Here is a 13349-nt window from a genome sequence, read left to right as displayed (position 1 = left end):
CGATCCAGTATCCCAGAGACCTCGCCTTCGCCACTGACGCCACGGCGTACTGGATACCCCGCCTTCGCGGGGTATGACGGCGGGGGTGGGGCAGGAGTGCACAGGAAGTCTCATGTCCGACAACGACGACGTCCCGTTCAACCGCAACTTTCCGCTGAAGCCCGGAATCGTCGAGGAAGTCCGCCCCGGCGTGCGGCGCGTGCTTTGTAACAATCCGAGCCCGTTTACCTTCACGGGCACCGTCAGCTACATCGTCGGCAAGGGCAACGTCGCGATCATCGATCCCGGTCCTGACGATGCGGCGCATGCGGCCGCGCTGCTCGATGCCGTGCGCGGCGAGACCGTGAGCCACATCTTCGTCACCCACACCCACCGTGACCATTCGCCGAACACGGCGCGGATCAAGCAGGCGACCGGCGCGCCGGTCTATGCCGAGGGCCCGCACCGCGCCTCGCGTCCGCGTTTCGAGAGCGAGAAGCACAATCCGGAATCCGGTGCCGACCGCGATTTCGCGCCGGATATCAGGATCGCCCATGGTAACGTCGTCGAGGGCGACGGCTGGCGGCTGGAGGCGGTGGCAACGCCCGGCCACACCGCCAACCATCTGGCGTTTGCCTGGCCCGAGCGGAAGTTCAACTTCGTCGGCGATCACGTCATGGGCTGGTCGACCTCGATCGTGGCGCCGCCCGACGGTTCGATGATCGACTACATGGAATCGCTCGACCGTCTCGCCGCGCGCGATGAGGATTTGTATTTCTCCGGCCATGGCCCTGAGATCCCGGACGGACAGCGCTTCGTGCGTTTCCTGATCAGGCACCGCAAGGCGCGCGAGGCCTCGATCCTGCATCGCCTCGCCAAGGGCGAGACCGACATCCCGACCATGGTGCGCGCGATCTATATCGGCATCGACCCGCGCCTGACGACGGCCGCCGGCTATTCCGTGCTGGCGCATCTGGAGGATCTCGTCGCCCGCGGCGTGGTGGCCACTGATGGCGATCCCGTGATCACGGGATCGTACCGGATGGCCTGAGGGCGAATAGCGAATGGGGAGTAGCGAATAGGCGGTCTTCCACTCGCTATTCGCTACTCTCCATTCGCCAATCTCACTTCTTCACCGTCTTCGGCGGCGTCACCGGCGTCTTCTTCACCGGCTTCAGCGCGTCGGCATCGGCGGCCGTGTTGAGGTCCTCGATGAACTTGGTCACGCGCGCGGCGTTGCTGCCGAGGTCGCTGTCGAAATGGCGCGAGGCGGAGCGGATGTCGACGCGGGAATCGTCACCATCGGGCACGACCCTGATGGAAATGTCCTCGCGCAAGCCCATGATCGGCGTGCGCGCCACCGCCTCGATGCGGCCGATGCGGCGCGGCGGCCTCGGCTCACGTTCGTCGATGACGAGCCATTTGCGCTTGAGGACGAGCTGGCGCGCGATCGCATAGGCGCGGTCGACGGGGATCTCGAGCTCGATCGGCTCGATATCGGGATAGAACTGGCGCTGCTGTTCGGCCGAGTAGAGACCGGCATAAACCGCGGTGTTGGCGCCTTCGACGGCGCGCAGGGGCGCCAGCGCCTCGAAGCGCGGCGGGTCGATCGGGTCGGTGGTGATGTCGTGGATCGCTGGCAGCTTGCGGTATTGCAGGCCGAGATAGGCGGGGTAGGCGAGGATCGCGCCGTCGATCAGGAAGGCGAGCAGGATGCGCGCCATGCCGCGCGAGCCGTTCTGCCAGATCGCGGCAAAGCCGGCGAGACCGAACAGGATGGAGAGCCCGGCGATCGCAAGGCCCCCCAAGAAGGTGACGAGCGCCGGCTTCGGCTCCAGAAAGCCGAAGCGGACGATGAGGATCGACACCAGCACCGCCACCACCGCGAACACGGCCAGATTGCGCGCCCAGCTCGCGAGACTGGACACGGGCTCCGACTGATAGGGAGCGGAAAACCTGCGGGCCATTGATGAAAACTGCCGGGTTGGGGCTTGGCCCGCCGCCAGGGGGGCCGATTGAAAACTGGCTGCTTGAGACCACGGCGGCCCGGCAATTTCAAGGTTTGCGGACGATACGGCACAGAGAACAGACGGGATTTTGCAACTTCATTGATTAACCATTCAATCTAAATGATCTTTAGTTGTAGATTGACTTGGTCGCAGTTTCGCCCCAAGGCTCTACTGCAGGTTGTCGGAACCGCCGAGGCGAGGGACCGTCCGGCGAAAGGTCAAAAAAGAACAACGGCAAGGAACAACGGCGGGCGTCAGCCGGACACGTTAAGAGTGACCTCAGCTCCCGGTCGTGCCGCAAAGGCTGACCGGATGTGCGCGGTTGCGCCTCATGAGCTGCAAGGATCGCAAACAGCGTAGCCGGTGCCGACCAGCGCGGCTGGTGGGCCGCCCCATCAGGGCGAGTGTTCAGTATGAGTGGTGGACGGCACGAAAGCGATATCGATCCGCAAGATCCGATGTACTACGCGCCGCGCGACTTGCGCGAGCGGACGGTGCAGCCGACGGCGGCGCCAAGACGATCCACGGAGTCGACTGCCGGTGGAGCGCCCCTGCAATCGCCCGGCAACCCGCGACGTCGTGACCATTCGGACGTGTTCTCCAAAGCCGTCGCCCAAGCCATGCACGAGGCGATGGAGCCCATGGAGGTGCCGGCCGCCCTTCGTAACTCGGGAAGGAGCGCGCTGCTCAGCGTAGTGGTCAGGTTCGCGATCGCGGCAGCAGTTGCGGGAGGCATCGCGCTGATTCTCGTCATCGTCATTCCGGCATCGCAAAGGCCTGGAGTTCAATCGAACGACGCCACATCGATCTCGTCGCTTTGGCAATCGGTGAAAGCCGCGATCGGTCCGGCACCGCAACGCAAGCAGGTCGCGACCCTTGCGGTGGAGGACAGCAGCGGGCTTGCCGACGCCCCCTTGCCGCTCGGGATGCGCGTGGGTGCTCCCCCTTCCGGCGCTATCGTTGCCATCAACGGACTGCCAGCCGACGCACGGTTGACGTCTGGCAAGCGCGTCGCCAACGAGTGGCGCGTGCCGGCGTCGGAAGTTTCCGCCGTGTCGGTCATTCCGCCAGACGGTTTCGTCGGCCAGATGGTCGCGATGGCAGAATTGCGTGACAACAACGGCGCCGTGCTCGTGGTTGGCTCGAGCCGACTTTCCTGGAAACCCGCCGCCAGAGACGCTCCGCAGCCGTCGACAGCCGTCACGGCCGTACCGCCCGCGCGCTCCTTGGTGGCCACCCCACCGCCGCAGACGGACGCCGTGCGTAGCCTGGATCCGAAGGAAATTTCTGGCCTCGTCAAACGTGGACAGGATTTGCTCACCAGCGGCGACGTCTCGGCGGCGAGGCTCCTGCTGCTGCGTGCGGCCGAAGCAGGAGACGCGCGCGCCGCGCTGCTGGTGGCCAGGACCTACGATCCGAACGTGCTCAAGCAGTTGGGCGCCAGCGGACCGCTCGCGGACCTCGCGCAGGCCCGCAACTGGTACCAGAGGGCAAAAGAATGGGGCGACCCCGAGGCGCAGCGACAGCTTGATACGCTCACGCCCGCCCGCTGATCCCGGCCGCGTGCGTCGCGCGCGCCTGTCAATCTCGACCATTCGGAGTTTCACGACATGATCATCCGACGTTTGACCGACCTGGCATTCGGCTGCGCGGCCGGGGTCGCGGTGCTGCTGGCGACGCCGGCCTTTTCCCAAGACAGGGGAGGCGAGGTCGACCCGGCCGCAGTAAGCGAGGGCCTGAAGGCGGTTTTCAGCTATTCCAGCACCAGCAAGAGCACGCGCGAGCGGCTCAACGCCAACACCGTGACGCTGATGTCAGGCACGATCGGCGGAACCTATGTCCAGTTCGGCGCCGATCTTGCCTCCGCGCTGGATGACGGCGACCGGATGCGGGTGCTGCCGATCATCGGGAGGGGCTCTGTCCAGAGCATCGCGGACATCCTTTTCCTCAAGGGGGTCGATCTAGGCATCGTGCGCGCCGACACGCTCGATTACCTGGAAAGGAAGGGCTACACCGGCAACATCCGCAACCAGTTCGTCTATATCACGAAGCTCTACAATGAGGAGATGCACGTCGTCGCGCGGTCGTCGATCCGCAGCCTTGCCGACCTGAACGGCCGGCGTGTTGCCGTCGACTTGCCGAACGGAGGCACTTTCGTCACCGCAATTACGATCTTCGAGAGGCTCGGCGTCAAGCCGGTCTACGCCTATATCGAGCAGCGCATCGCCTATGAAAAACTGAAGAACGGCGAACTCGACGCGGTGATCGCGGTGCAGGGAAGTCCCTCCAAGGCCGTGAGCCAGGTGAAGGGAGAAGACCTGCATTTCGTGCCGATCCCATATAGCGGGCCCTTGCAGAGCGACTATCTTCCATCCGTCCTCAAGGCGGAGGACTATCCTTCACTGATCCCACCTGGCGGCCGCGTTGACACGATCGCTGTGCCCGCCATCCTTGCGGCTTACAACTGGCCCGCAAAGACCGAGCGATACGGTAAGGTGGAGCATTTCGTTCAGGTCTTCTTCGACCGTCTGAAAGACCTGCAGCGGTCGCCCTTCCATCCGAAGTGGAAGGAGGTGGTGTTGAGCGCGCCACTGAAGGGATGGAATCGCTTCCCGCCGGCGCAGGAGTGGCTCGACCAGCATTCCGGTCCAGCCTCCGACACACGCGCGAGATTCGACCAGTTCCTTGCCGCACAGACCCGCGAAACCGGCCAGCAGGGCGCGCGAACGCCGGAACAGGACGAGGCGCTCTATCAACAATTCCTGAAATGGCAGAAGAGCACCGGCCAGGCGGAGGCAAAGCGTTAGAGCATGATCCGGAAAAGTGCGCAGCGGTTTTCCGAAAAGATCATGCTCAAACAACGACCTAAAGCGCGATGACGATCAATCCTAATCTCATCGCGCTTTAGAGCATGATCCGCCGAAGGTCGCATCAGATCATGATCACTCTGCCCGACCTTGATACTTCCCGGAGGGCCAGAGGCCCTCACGAGATTGGATCGATTTGCGTTCGTGATGAAACCGAGCTCCCCCGCAAGCGGGGGAGATGAAGCGAATTCGCAACCGCAGGACCGACCAGGTCTTGGGGCAAGAAGGTCTTGGGGCAAGCTATTCCGGTCCGCTCACGCCGCCGCATTCGGGAAGCGGTAGTCCTTGAACTGGTCGCGGAGCGCCGTCTTCAGGATCTTGCCCGTCGCCGTATGCGGGATGCCGTCGACGAAGGCGACGTCATCGGGCATCCACCATTTGGCGATCTTGCCGTCCATGTATTTCAGGATGTCCTCGCGCGTAGCCTGCTGGCCCTGCTTGAGCTGCACGATCAGGAGCGGCCGCTCGTCCCATTTCGGGTGGAACACGCCGATCACCGCGGCCTCCGCCACGGCGGGATGGCCGATTGCGAGGTTTTCCAGGTCGATCGAGGAGATCCACTCGCCGCCGGACTTGATCACGTCCTTGGAGCGGTCGGTGATCCGCATGTAGCCGGCCTCGTCGATGGTCGAGACGTCGCCGGTGTCGAAGAAGCCTTCCTCGTCGAGGATGTTGGCGTCGACCCGGTAATAGGCCTTGGCGACGGCGGGCCCGGAGACCTTGAGGCGGCCGAAGGTCTTGCCGTCCCAGGGCAGCTCCTTGCCGGCATCGTCGGTGATCTTCATCTGCACGGCGAAGGGAGCATAGCCCTGCATCTGGAGCACGTCGAGCTTGGCATCGCCGGTCGCGTTCTGGAACGGCGGCTTCAGCGCTGCGACGCTGCCGATCGGGCTCATCTCGGTCATGCCCCAGGCGTGGCGGACGTTCGAGCCCATGTCGAGGAAGGCCTTGATCATCGAGCGCGGCATCGCCGAGCCGCCGCAGATCACCATCTTCAGTTCCGGCAGCTTCAGATTGTTGGCGGCCATGTGCTGGAGCAGCATCAGCCACACCGTGGGCACGCCGGCGGTGTGCGTGACCTTCTCGGTGGAGAGCAGCTCGTAGACCGAGGCGCCGTCGAGCTTGGCGCCGGGCATCACCAGCTTGGTGCCCTGCGAGGGCGCGGAGAAGGCGATCCCCCAGCTGTTGGCGTGGAACAGCGGCACCACCGGCAGCATCGTCTCGGAGGCGCTGGTGCCGAGCGCGTCGACATTGTTGGCCATCAGCGCGTGCAGCACGTTGGAGCGGTGCGAGTACAGCACGCCCTTCGGGTCGCCCGTGGTGCCAGAAGTGTAGCACATCGCCGCGGCCGTGTTCTCGTCAAAGTCCTTCCATTTGAATTTGCCGTCGGCCTGCGCGATCCAGTCCTCGTAGGCCATCGCGTTCTTCAGCGTGGTCTGCGGCATGTGCGCCTTGTCGGTGAGCACGATGTAGCGCTCGACGCTCGGGAGCTTGTCGGCGATCTTCTCCAGGATTGGAACGAAGGTGATGTCGGTCATCACGATGCGGTCCTGCGCATGGTTGATGATCCAGGCGATCTGCTCGGGGAAAAGACGGGGATTGACGGTATGGCAGATGGCGCCGATCCCCATGATGCCGTACCAGACTTCGAGATGGCGCCAGGTGTTCCAGGCGATCGTTGCGACGCGGTCGCCGAGCTTGATGCCGTCGCGCTCCAGCATCTGCGAGACCTTCAGCGCGCGCTTGTGGATTTCGCCATAGTTGGTGCGATGGATCGGTCCCTCGACCGATCGGGTAACCACCTCCTGCTTGCCATGAATCCTGGCGGCGTGTTCGATGATCCGGTGGCAGAGCAGGGGCCAATCTTGCATCAAACCGAGCATTCCGAAGTTCCTCCGAGAATTCGCTGGGCGGATTATAGCTCTCAGCGTTGGGCCAAAGAATTGTCATGAGTTTTAGCCTGCCGGACTTTCGCCGCAAATGGTCTTGTCGCGGCTATATGTCCGCCCGCGCGGCAATGGTTACCGCTGTAGTCGGATTGTCGCTCGTGCTGACTGAGCGGGCAGAGGCGCGCAAATATGCTGCGCCGCTCGATATCTTTGGTCTTGGTACACCACGGCCGCGCGCGGCGGTTCATTCGGTGAAGATACCGCTACCCAAACCTCGCCCTGACGAAGCCCCCGAGGCGACGGACGAGGCCGCGCCGGAGCCCGATGGCAGGCCTTCCCCGGACAAGGCTTCTCCCGACAAGCCCGGCGCCAACAAGCCCGCCGAGGCCGCGCCGCCCGAGAAGCAGCTCTCGGCGTGCCGGCTGGCGCTGACCGAGGAGATCGCGATCGCGCCCTCCATTCCCGACATCCGCGGTCCCGGCGCCTGCGGCGGCGAGGATCTGGTGCGGCTCGAGGCCATCGTGCTGCCGGACAAGCGCAAGGTTTCGGTCAAGCCGGCGGCGATCCTCCGCTGCACCATGGCCTCCGCGATCGCCGACTGGGTGCGCAAGGACATGGTGCCGCTGGCGGCGAGCCTCGGCTCGACCATCAGCGATCTCGACAATTTCGACAGTTTTGAGTGCCGCGGTCGTAACCGCGTGGTCGGCGCAATGCTGTCCGAGCACGGCAAGGCCAATGCGCTCGACGTCCGCGCCATCAAGCTCGCCAGCGGGCAGTCGATCGGCCTCACCGACCGCACCATGTCGCGCGACGTGCGCGAGCGCGTGCTGCATTCGGTCTGTTCGCGGTTCTCCACCGTGCTCGGTCCGGGCTCGGACTGGTACCACGAGGACCACATCCATCTCGATCTGGCGCAGCGTCGCAACGACTACCGGATCTGCCAGTGGAACGTCTGGGATCCCATGCCGCAGGTCGCTCCGCTTCTGCCGGCGGAACGGCCCGAGGACGCGCCGCCGCGCGAGGTCGCGGCCAAGCCGGAGGATAAGGGTGCGGCTGATGACGAGGCGGCGGAGAAATCTCCGGCGCCTGCGGACAAGCCGACGGCCGATGGCGGCAAAGCCTGGCAGCACAAGCCGGCAACAAAAAAGCGCCGGTGAAACCGGCGCTTTTGGATTCGTCAGATCAGGAAGCGATCAGTAGCTGCCGGCCTGACCGGTCTGGCTGCTGCCGAGCGCGAGGCGCGAGTTGTACGGCGAGTCGCCGTGCTTCGGCTCGAGCACCACGACGATGGTGCCGACCTTGACGCGATTGTAGAGGTCGATCGCGTCCTCGTTGGTCAGGCGGATGCAGCCCGACGAGATCGAGGCGCCGATATATTCCGGCTGGTTGGTGCCGTGGATGCGGAACAGCGTGTCCTTGCCGCCCGAGTAGAGATACATCGCGCGGGAGCCCATCGGATTGTCCGGACCCGGCGCGACATAGGTCGGAACGCCCAGGCGCGAAATCTCACCCGGGGTCGGATGCCAGGCCGGCCACTCGGTCATGCTGCCGACCTTGGCGATGCCCGACCAGGCCATGGCCTCTTCGCCGACGGTGATGCCGTAGCGGATCGCCTTGCCGCCATCCATGACCCAGTAGAGATAATGGTTGTCGGAATCGACCACGATCGAGCCCGGCGATTCCTTGCGGTGGTAATCGACGATGGCGCGGCGGAACGGCTCGGCGACGGGGGTGTTCTCGTACCGGACCTTGGCGAGAAGTTCCTTGTCCTTCGGCTTGAAGGCCTTGGTATCGGTCGCCTCAAAATGTGTGGCCTGCATGCAGCCCGACAGCATCAGGCCCGCAGCCAAAATACCCAGCGTAACTTTCAGCGACGACATGATTTGGTTCCAATCGACAACAACAAGCTTTCCCGGGGCTTGAGCCAAGCTCAAACCACGACTCCGTTGGGCCCATTATGGTTGAAATCTGCCACAATTCCAGCGTTTCGGACCTTTTCCCGCGCTGCAAGACCCAAGCTGTGGCTTTTTTGCCGCAATTTTTGCGGTCTTGGGTTGGTTTTTGGGCGAGGAATGCCGAACTGTCGATTCCGTGCCACGGTTGGGTCACGGCGCCGCCACAAATGCAAACGCTCCATTAATGTGCTTGTCATCATGAACTTGTCAGAATCGCGCTAAGGGCTGCCATTCTGTCGCAGGCCCCTGCTGGAGTTGGTGCATGTTTTCTGTTTTCGTTCCCTCCGAGGGCACCCTCAAAAGGGCCGTGGTCGAGGATCTGGCGGCCGTGCCGGAGAATGCGGTGTGGGTCGACCTGGTCAGCCCGACCGCGGCCGAGGACAAGGCCGTGGAGCGGCTCCTGGGCATCGCCATCCCGACCCGGGAAGACATGCAGGAGATCGAGATCTCCAGCCGTCTCTATATCGAGAACAGCGCGCGCTACATGACGGCGACGCTGATGTGCCACTCCGATACCGACATGCCCCGGACCACGGCGGTGACCTTCATCCTCGGCGACCACCGCCTGGTGACGGTGCGTTACGACCTGCCGAAGCCCTTCGCCCTGGTCGAGGCCAAGCTCGCCCGCTCCTGCACCCCTTCCATCACCGGCGAGATGGTGCTGATGGAGCTGCTGGACGCCGTGATCGACCGCTGCGCCGACATCCTTGAGCGCTGCGGTTCCGACATCGACCAGGTCTCGCACGACATCTTCGAGCCGGAGAGCGAGCGCCACGGCCACGCCAAGCAATATTCCCAGATCCTGATCTCGATCGGCCGCAAGGGCGACCTGACCTCGAAGGTTCGCGAGAGCCTGGTCTCGATCGGCCGCGTCGTCACCTTCCTCTCTGCGGTGGTTGAGGGCGTGAAATGGTCCAAGGACATGCGCGAGCAGCTCAAGACCATGCAGCGCGACGTGGCGTCACTGACCGACCACGCCTCCTATCTCTCCAACAAGATCACCTTCGTGCTCGACGCCATGCTCGGCGTCGTCAATCTCGAGCAGAACAACATCATCAAGCTGTTTTCGGTCATGGCCGTTGTCCTGATGCCGCCGACGCTGATCGCCTCGATCTACGGCATGAACTTCAAGGTGATGCCGGAGCTCGAATGGGTCCACGGCTATCCGATGGCGCTGGTGATGATGCTGATCGCCGCGATTGTTCCGTACTGGATCTTCAAGTTGAAGAAGTGGCTGTAAAGCCGGAACTCGCTTGCGCTGAGATCATGCTGGAAACGTCAGCCTGACGTTCGTAGCGATACAGGATCGTCAGGCAAAGATACCTACCGATACCTTACGCCGTTCGCCGAGAGACGGTGTATCGTGTCGCAGAATAGAGCGGGATTGCGGCTGCGCGGTGATGTGTGCGCGCCGCCCCAATTCCTCCGGTAAAATTTGAGCGGTGGGCTGAACGTTTGCGCGAAACTTGTCTGCGATAAGCAGTGCGTAGCCGCGAGGAACAGCCATGGTTGAAAAACACATAACGTCGCCCCGCAACGTCATCGATCTGGCGAACTATCGTCAGTCCGTGGCGAGCGGCAAGGCGTCGTCGATGTCGGCACGCATGTGCCGGCACTGTGGTGCTCCGCTGCTCGACGGCGAGAACGACGACGACTGCTCGACTGCGTTCAGCACGGCGGCTCCGCGGCCGCGCGAGAGGTCACGTCGGATTCGACTCGATTGAGGAACGGAAGGCAAGGGCGATCCAGGTCTTGCGGCGGCGTTGTCTGGATCGCCTGCTTCCGTGTTTCGGCAAATCACCTAGCGCTTCACAATTTCTGCCGTCGAGACGAGGCTCTCGGCAATCATGCCGTCGCGGCTGAAGCCTGCCAGCAATTCTCCGATATCGCGTAGCATTGATTCGACATTCTCGCCCAACGCATCCGGCGAGGACGACGAGTAGGTGAGGGTGCGGCGTGTCAGGTCCTCCACGCTCACGTTGTGGCTGGTCTCGACCGCGACGAGCTCGGCCGGCCGAAACGCACTGCCGCGAAAGAACGCAGGCAGGTCGCGATGGGTCCGCGAGCCACGGCCGGCCTCTTCCCAGAGCTTGGCCGGCGACCAGCGGCGGCGGATCTCGTTGTAACCGTCGAGCCATGGGTTGCGGCCGTCGGCGGCCGGGAACGAGGCGCAGATCGCAATCGCACCGTCGCGCTCGACCAGCCGGTCGAGCCGCGCAAGCGTTGCCTCGCGATCCATCCAGTGCAGCGCGCGGCCGATCGTCACGACGTCGAAGCTGGCGATGTCGTCAGCAAGCGTCTCGGCCTTGCCCTCGATCAACGCAACTGTGTGACCCGCGCTCGCAGCCGCGCGGCGCGCCGCATCGAGCATGGCAGGCTCGGGGTCGACGCCGACGAGCCGGCCGACATAGGGCGCAAAGCCGAGCGCCAGGAGGCCGGGTCCGGTGCCGAGGTCGATCAGGCTGCTCTGCTCGGTGACGCCGAGCTTGTGCGCGACGGCGCGAAAGAACTCGCGCGGGTAGGGCGGCCGCAAATGCTCGTAGAGCGAGGCCGTGCTCGCGAACCGGCCCATCCTTCACCTCACATCTTCGGCCTAGACGTGCTGGCCGCCGTTGATGTGGATCTCTGCGCCGTTGACGTAGGACGAGGTGTCCGTGCACAGCACGTAGATGATCTTGGCGACCTCGTCGGGCGTGCCGAGCCGGTGCATCGGGATCTGCTGGTCGACGATCTTCTCGGTGCCCGGCGACAGGATCGAGGTGTCGATCTCGCCCGGCGCGATGGCGTTGACGCGCACGCCGACGCGGCCGAAATCGGAGGCCATCTCGCGCGTCAGCGCGGCGAGCGCGGCCTTCGAGGTGGCGTAGGCGGCGCCCGCGAAGGGATGCACGCGCGAGCCCGCGATCGAGGTGACGTTCACCACCGAGCCCTTCGCCGCCTTCAATTCCGCGATCAATCCGCGCGCCATCATGATCGGCGCGAAGAAATTGACGTGGAAGACGTGGGTCCAGGTGTCGAGATCGGTGTCGACCGAGCCGAGCCGTCCGCCGCCGGGGCCCTTCGGCGAGATCGCGGCGTTGTTGACCAGCGCGTGCAGCGTGCCGCCCTCGAGACGATTTCGGATCTCGGTGATGGCGCGCGCTGTGTCTTCAGGGTTGCCGAGGTCGACCTGGATGTGATCCTCCGGCCCTGCGTCCCACGGACAGTCTTCCGGGAAGGGATGCCGCGAGCAGGTGATGACGCGCCAGCCCGCCGACGAGAAGCGGATCACGGTGGCGTGGCCGATGCCGCGGCTCGCTCCGGTCAGGAGCAGCGTGCGGCGCGGCGCGTTCGACGAATGCGGCATGGACATCTTTCAGGTCGGCCCGAGCTCAGGGGTACATCCGCGTCTTGGACCACGGCTGGCCGGCCGCGTCACGGCGAAATTCGATGCGGTCGTGCAGGCGGAATGGGCGGTCGTGCCAGAACTCGATGCGCACCGGCGTGATGCGCCAGCCGCTCCAGCCCGGCGGCCGGGGGACTTCGCCGATGACGTATCGGGCCGCGACTTTCGCGATCGCCTGCTCGAAGGCGAAGCGGCTCTCCAGCGCCTCGGACTGCTTGCTGGCCCAGGCGCCGATCTGCGCCTGCTTCGGCCGTGTCGCGAAATAGGCGTCGGCTTCGGCGTCGGTCACCGGCGTCACGTTGCCGCGGATGCGGACCTGGCGGCGCAGCGACTTCCAGTGAAAAAGTAAAGCGGCCTTAGGATTTGCGGCGAGTTCGCGGCCCTTCTGGCTTGCGATGTGGCTGTAGAAGACAAAACCCTCGGTGTCGAAGCCCTTCATCAGCACCATGCGCACATCAGGCAGCCCGTCGGGATCGACGGTTGCGAGCGCCATCGCGTTCGGATCGTTCGGCTCGCTCTTGATCGCCTCGTTGAGCCAGGCCTCGAACAGCGCAAAGGGCTCGTCGGCGGCGGTGAAATCACCGGATGTTAAGGGTGTCTGGTGTTTCATCGAGGTCGTGTCGGTCATGTCCGGAGTCCGAGTTGCGTCCCGCGGCCCAAAACGCGCTGTTGTCCGCTCCCACCCTATATAGGGCATGGGGACGCGTTGGCCTATCGGCGATCCGTCCGTCGGGCCTTGTCTTGACGATCATCCTGATCGGGCTCGGTGCGGGCGGCTGCAGCTTTTCCCGCAATGACAAGACCGCCTATGCCAAGGCCGACGATAGCGACCTCACCGGTTCGATCGCGCGGAAGGATGCCCCGCCGACCGAGACCGATCTCGCTTTCGCGCGCAACGCCGCCTCCGATGTCCTCAGCAAGGGTGACAAGGATTCGAGCCAGCACTGGGAGAACCCGGAGACCGGGGCGCGCGGCTCGGTGACGCCGATCGCGCAGTCCTATGCCGCCGAGGGCGGCCGCAAGTGCCGCGATTTCCTGGCGAGCTACGTCAACGGCAGCACCGAAAGCTGGCTCCAGGGCGCCGGCTGCCAAAGCAGCCATGGCCGTTGGGAGATTCATACGCTAAAGCCATGGCGGAGCTGAGCAGGATCCTGACCCGGAAGGACGGTTCGCAAAGAGTGTGAACCGGTTTTCCGATAAGATCGTGCTCGAATCGAAGCGGTCCGCTTCACCCGACTAGTTGCAAAAATGCCACTCCGCCCCCA

12 protein-coding genes are annotated in these 13349 nt (G+C 64.1%); 6 read left to right on the top strand and 6 right to left on the bottom strand.

Annotation, left to right across the window (positions count from 1 at the left end):
• Window positions 1–112: 112 nt before the first annotated feature.
• Window positions 113–1030, top strand: coding sequence for an MBL fold metallo-hydrolase (locus AAFG16_RS36180; RefSeq protein WP_342733026.1), 918 nt, complete (start codon window positions 113–115; stop codon window positions 1028–1030).
• A gap of 73 nt (window positions 1031–1103) precedes the next feature.
• On the opposite strand, the gene AAFG16_RS36175 is transcribed toward AAFG16_RS36180, so the two are convergent.
• Window positions 1104–1946, bottom strand: a complete 843-nt coding sequence (locus AAFG16_RS36175) for a DUF1499 domain-containing protein (protein ID WP_342733024.1) — start codon at window positions 1944–1946, stop codon at window positions 1104–1106.
• Between the two features lie 455 nt (window positions 1947–2401).
• Here AAFG16_RS36175 and AAFG16_RS36170 point away from each other — a divergent pair, with 455 nt between their 5' ends.
• Together AAFG16_RS36170 and AAFG16_RS36165 are read left to right on the top strand one after the other, a co-directional pair.
• On the top strand, window positions 2402–3541 hold the full coding sequence (locus AAFG16_RS36170) for a hypothetical protein (RefSeq protein WP_342733022.1): 1140 nt from the start codon (window positions 2402–2404) through the stop codon (window positions 3539–3541).
• Window positions 3542–3598: 57 nt separating this feature from the next.
• On the top strand, window positions 3599–4795 hold the full coding sequence (locus tag AAFG16_RS36165) for a TAXI family TRAP transporter solute-binding subunit (RefSeq protein ID WP_342733019.1): 1197 nt from the start codon (window positions 3599–3601) through the stop codon (window positions 4793–4795).
• Between the two features lie 314 nt (window positions 4796–5109).
• On the opposite strand, the gene AAFG16_RS36160 is transcribed toward AAFG16_RS36165, so the two are convergent.
• Window positions 5110–6738: a fatty-acid--CoA ligase gene (locus AAFG16_RS36160; RefSeq protein ID WP_283081172.1), complete on the bottom strand. Its 1629-nt coding sequence runs from the start codon at window positions 6736–6738 to the stop codon at window positions 5110–5112.
• Between the two features lie 65 nt (window positions 6739–6803).
• On the opposite strand from AAFG16_RS36160, the gene AAFG16_RS36155 reads away from it, so the two are divergent.
• Window positions 6804–7901: an extensin family protein gene (locus AAFG16_RS36155; RefSeq protein ID WP_342733017.1), complete on the top strand. Its 1098-nt coding sequence runs from the start codon at window positions 6804–6806 to the stop codon at window positions 7899–7901.
• A 36-nt stretch (window positions 7902–7937) separates the two neighbouring features.
• On the opposite strand, the gene AAFG16_RS36150 is transcribed toward AAFG16_RS36155, so the two are convergent.
• Window positions 7938–8624, bottom strand: a complete 687-nt coding sequence (locus tag AAFG16_RS36150) for a L,D-transpeptidase (protein ID WP_283081170.1) — start codon at window positions 8622–8624, stop codon at window positions 7938–7940.
• Between the two features lie 337 nt (window positions 8625–8961).
• Between AAFG16_RS36150 and AAFG16_RS36145 the strand changes: the two genes are divergently transcribed.
• Complete coding sequence (locus tag AAFG16_RS36145; protein ID WP_283081169.1) at window positions 8962–9939, top strand: magnesium transporter CorA family protein; 978 nt, start codon at window positions 8962–8964, stop codon at window positions 9937–9939.
• A gap of 561 nt (window positions 9940–10500) precedes the next feature.
• Here AAFG16_RS36145 and AAFG16_RS36140 read toward each other — a convergent pair.
• The 3 genes from AAFG16_RS36140 to pdxH are packed head-to-tail and all read right to left on the bottom strand — an operon-like array spanning window position 10501 to window position 12712.
• Complete coding sequence (locus AAFG16_RS36140; protein WP_342733013.1) at window positions 10501–11271, bottom strand: methyltransferase domain-containing protein; 771 nt, start codon at window positions 11269–11271, stop codon at window positions 10501–10503.
• Window positions 11272–11292: 21 nt separating this feature from the next.
• Window positions 11293–12045, bottom strand: coding sequence for an SDR family oxidoreductase (locus AAFG16_RS36135; protein WP_283087053.1), 753 nt, complete (start codon window positions 12043–12045; stop codon window positions 11293–11295).
• 25 nt (window positions 12046–12070) lie between these two features.
• Window positions 12071–12712 (bottom strand): pyridoxamine 5'-phosphate oxidase, encoded by a 642-nt coding sequence (pdxH, locus tag AAFG16_RS36130; protein WP_130370227.1) that lies wholly within the window; start codon window positions 12710–12712, stop codon window positions 12071–12073.
• 113 nt (window positions 12713–12825) lie between these two features.
• Between pdxH and AAFG16_RS36125 the strand changes: the two genes are divergently transcribed.
• The gene (locus tag AAFG16_RS36125; protein WP_342733008.1) at window positions 12826–13227 is read left to right on the top strand and encodes an RT0821/Lpp0805 family surface protein; all 402 of its coding nucleotides are present in this window, start codon (window positions 12826–12828) and stop codon (window positions 13225–13227) included.
• The last annotated feature ends 122 nt before the right edge of the window (window positions 13228–13349 follow it).

It is taken from the genome of Bradyrhizobium sp. B117 (genome assembly GCF_038969555.1).
Classification (GTDB): domain Bacteria; phylum Pseudomonadota; class Alphaproteobacteria; order Rhizobiales; family Xanthobacteraceae; genus Bradyrhizobium.
The sequence above is the reverse complement of the archived record's forward strand: the minus strand, read 5'-3'. Positions and strand labels throughout refer to the sequence as shown.

Bases quoted from the DNA above. Each gene is read 5' to 3' on its own strand.
- AAFG16_RS36155 (WP_342733017.1), top strand. From the start codon at position 6,804: ATGAGTTTTAGCCTGCCGGACTTTCGCCGCAAATGGTCTTGTCGCGGC.
- AAFG16_RS36165 (WP_342733019.1), top strand. From the start codon at position 3,599: ATGATCATCCGACGTTTGACCGACCTGGCATTCGGCTGCGCGGCCGGG.
- AAFG16_RS36140 (WP_342733013.1), bottom strand. From the start codon at position 11,271: ATGGGCCGGTTCGCGAGCACGGCCTCGCTCTACGAGCATTTGCGGCCG.
- AAFG16_RS36170 (WP_342733022.1), top strand. From the start codon at position 2,402: ATGAGTGGTGGACGGCACGAAAGCGATATCGATCCGCAAGATCCGATG.
- pdxH (WP_130370227.1), bottom strand. From the start codon at position 12,712: ATGACCGACACGACCTCGATGAAACACCAGACACCCTTAACATCCGGT.
- AAFG16_RS36160 (WP_283081172.1), bottom strand. From the start codon at position 6,738: ATGCTCGGTTTGATGCAAGATTGGCCCCTGCTCTGCCACCGGATCATC.
- AAFG16_RS36135 (WP_283087053.1), bottom strand. From the start codon at position 12,045: ATGCCGCATTCGTCGAACGCGCCGCGCCGCACGCTGCTCCTGACCGGA.
- AAFG16_RS36175 (WP_342733024.1), bottom strand. From the start codon at position 1,946: ATGGCCCGCAGGTTTTCCGCTCCCTATCAGTCGGAGCCCGTGTCCAGT.
- AAFG16_RS36145 (WP_283081169.1), top strand. From the start codon at position 8,962: ATGTTTTCTGTTTTCGTTCCCTCCGAGGGCACCCTCAAAAGGGCCGTG.
- AAFG16_RS36150 (WP_283081170.1), bottom strand. From the start codon at position 8,624: ATGTCGTCGCTGAAAGTTACGCTGGGTATTTTGGCTGCGGGCCTGATG.
- AAFG16_RS36180 (WP_342733026.1), top strand. From the start codon at position 113: ATGTCCGACAACGACGACGTCCCGTTCAACCGCAACTTTCCGCTGAAG.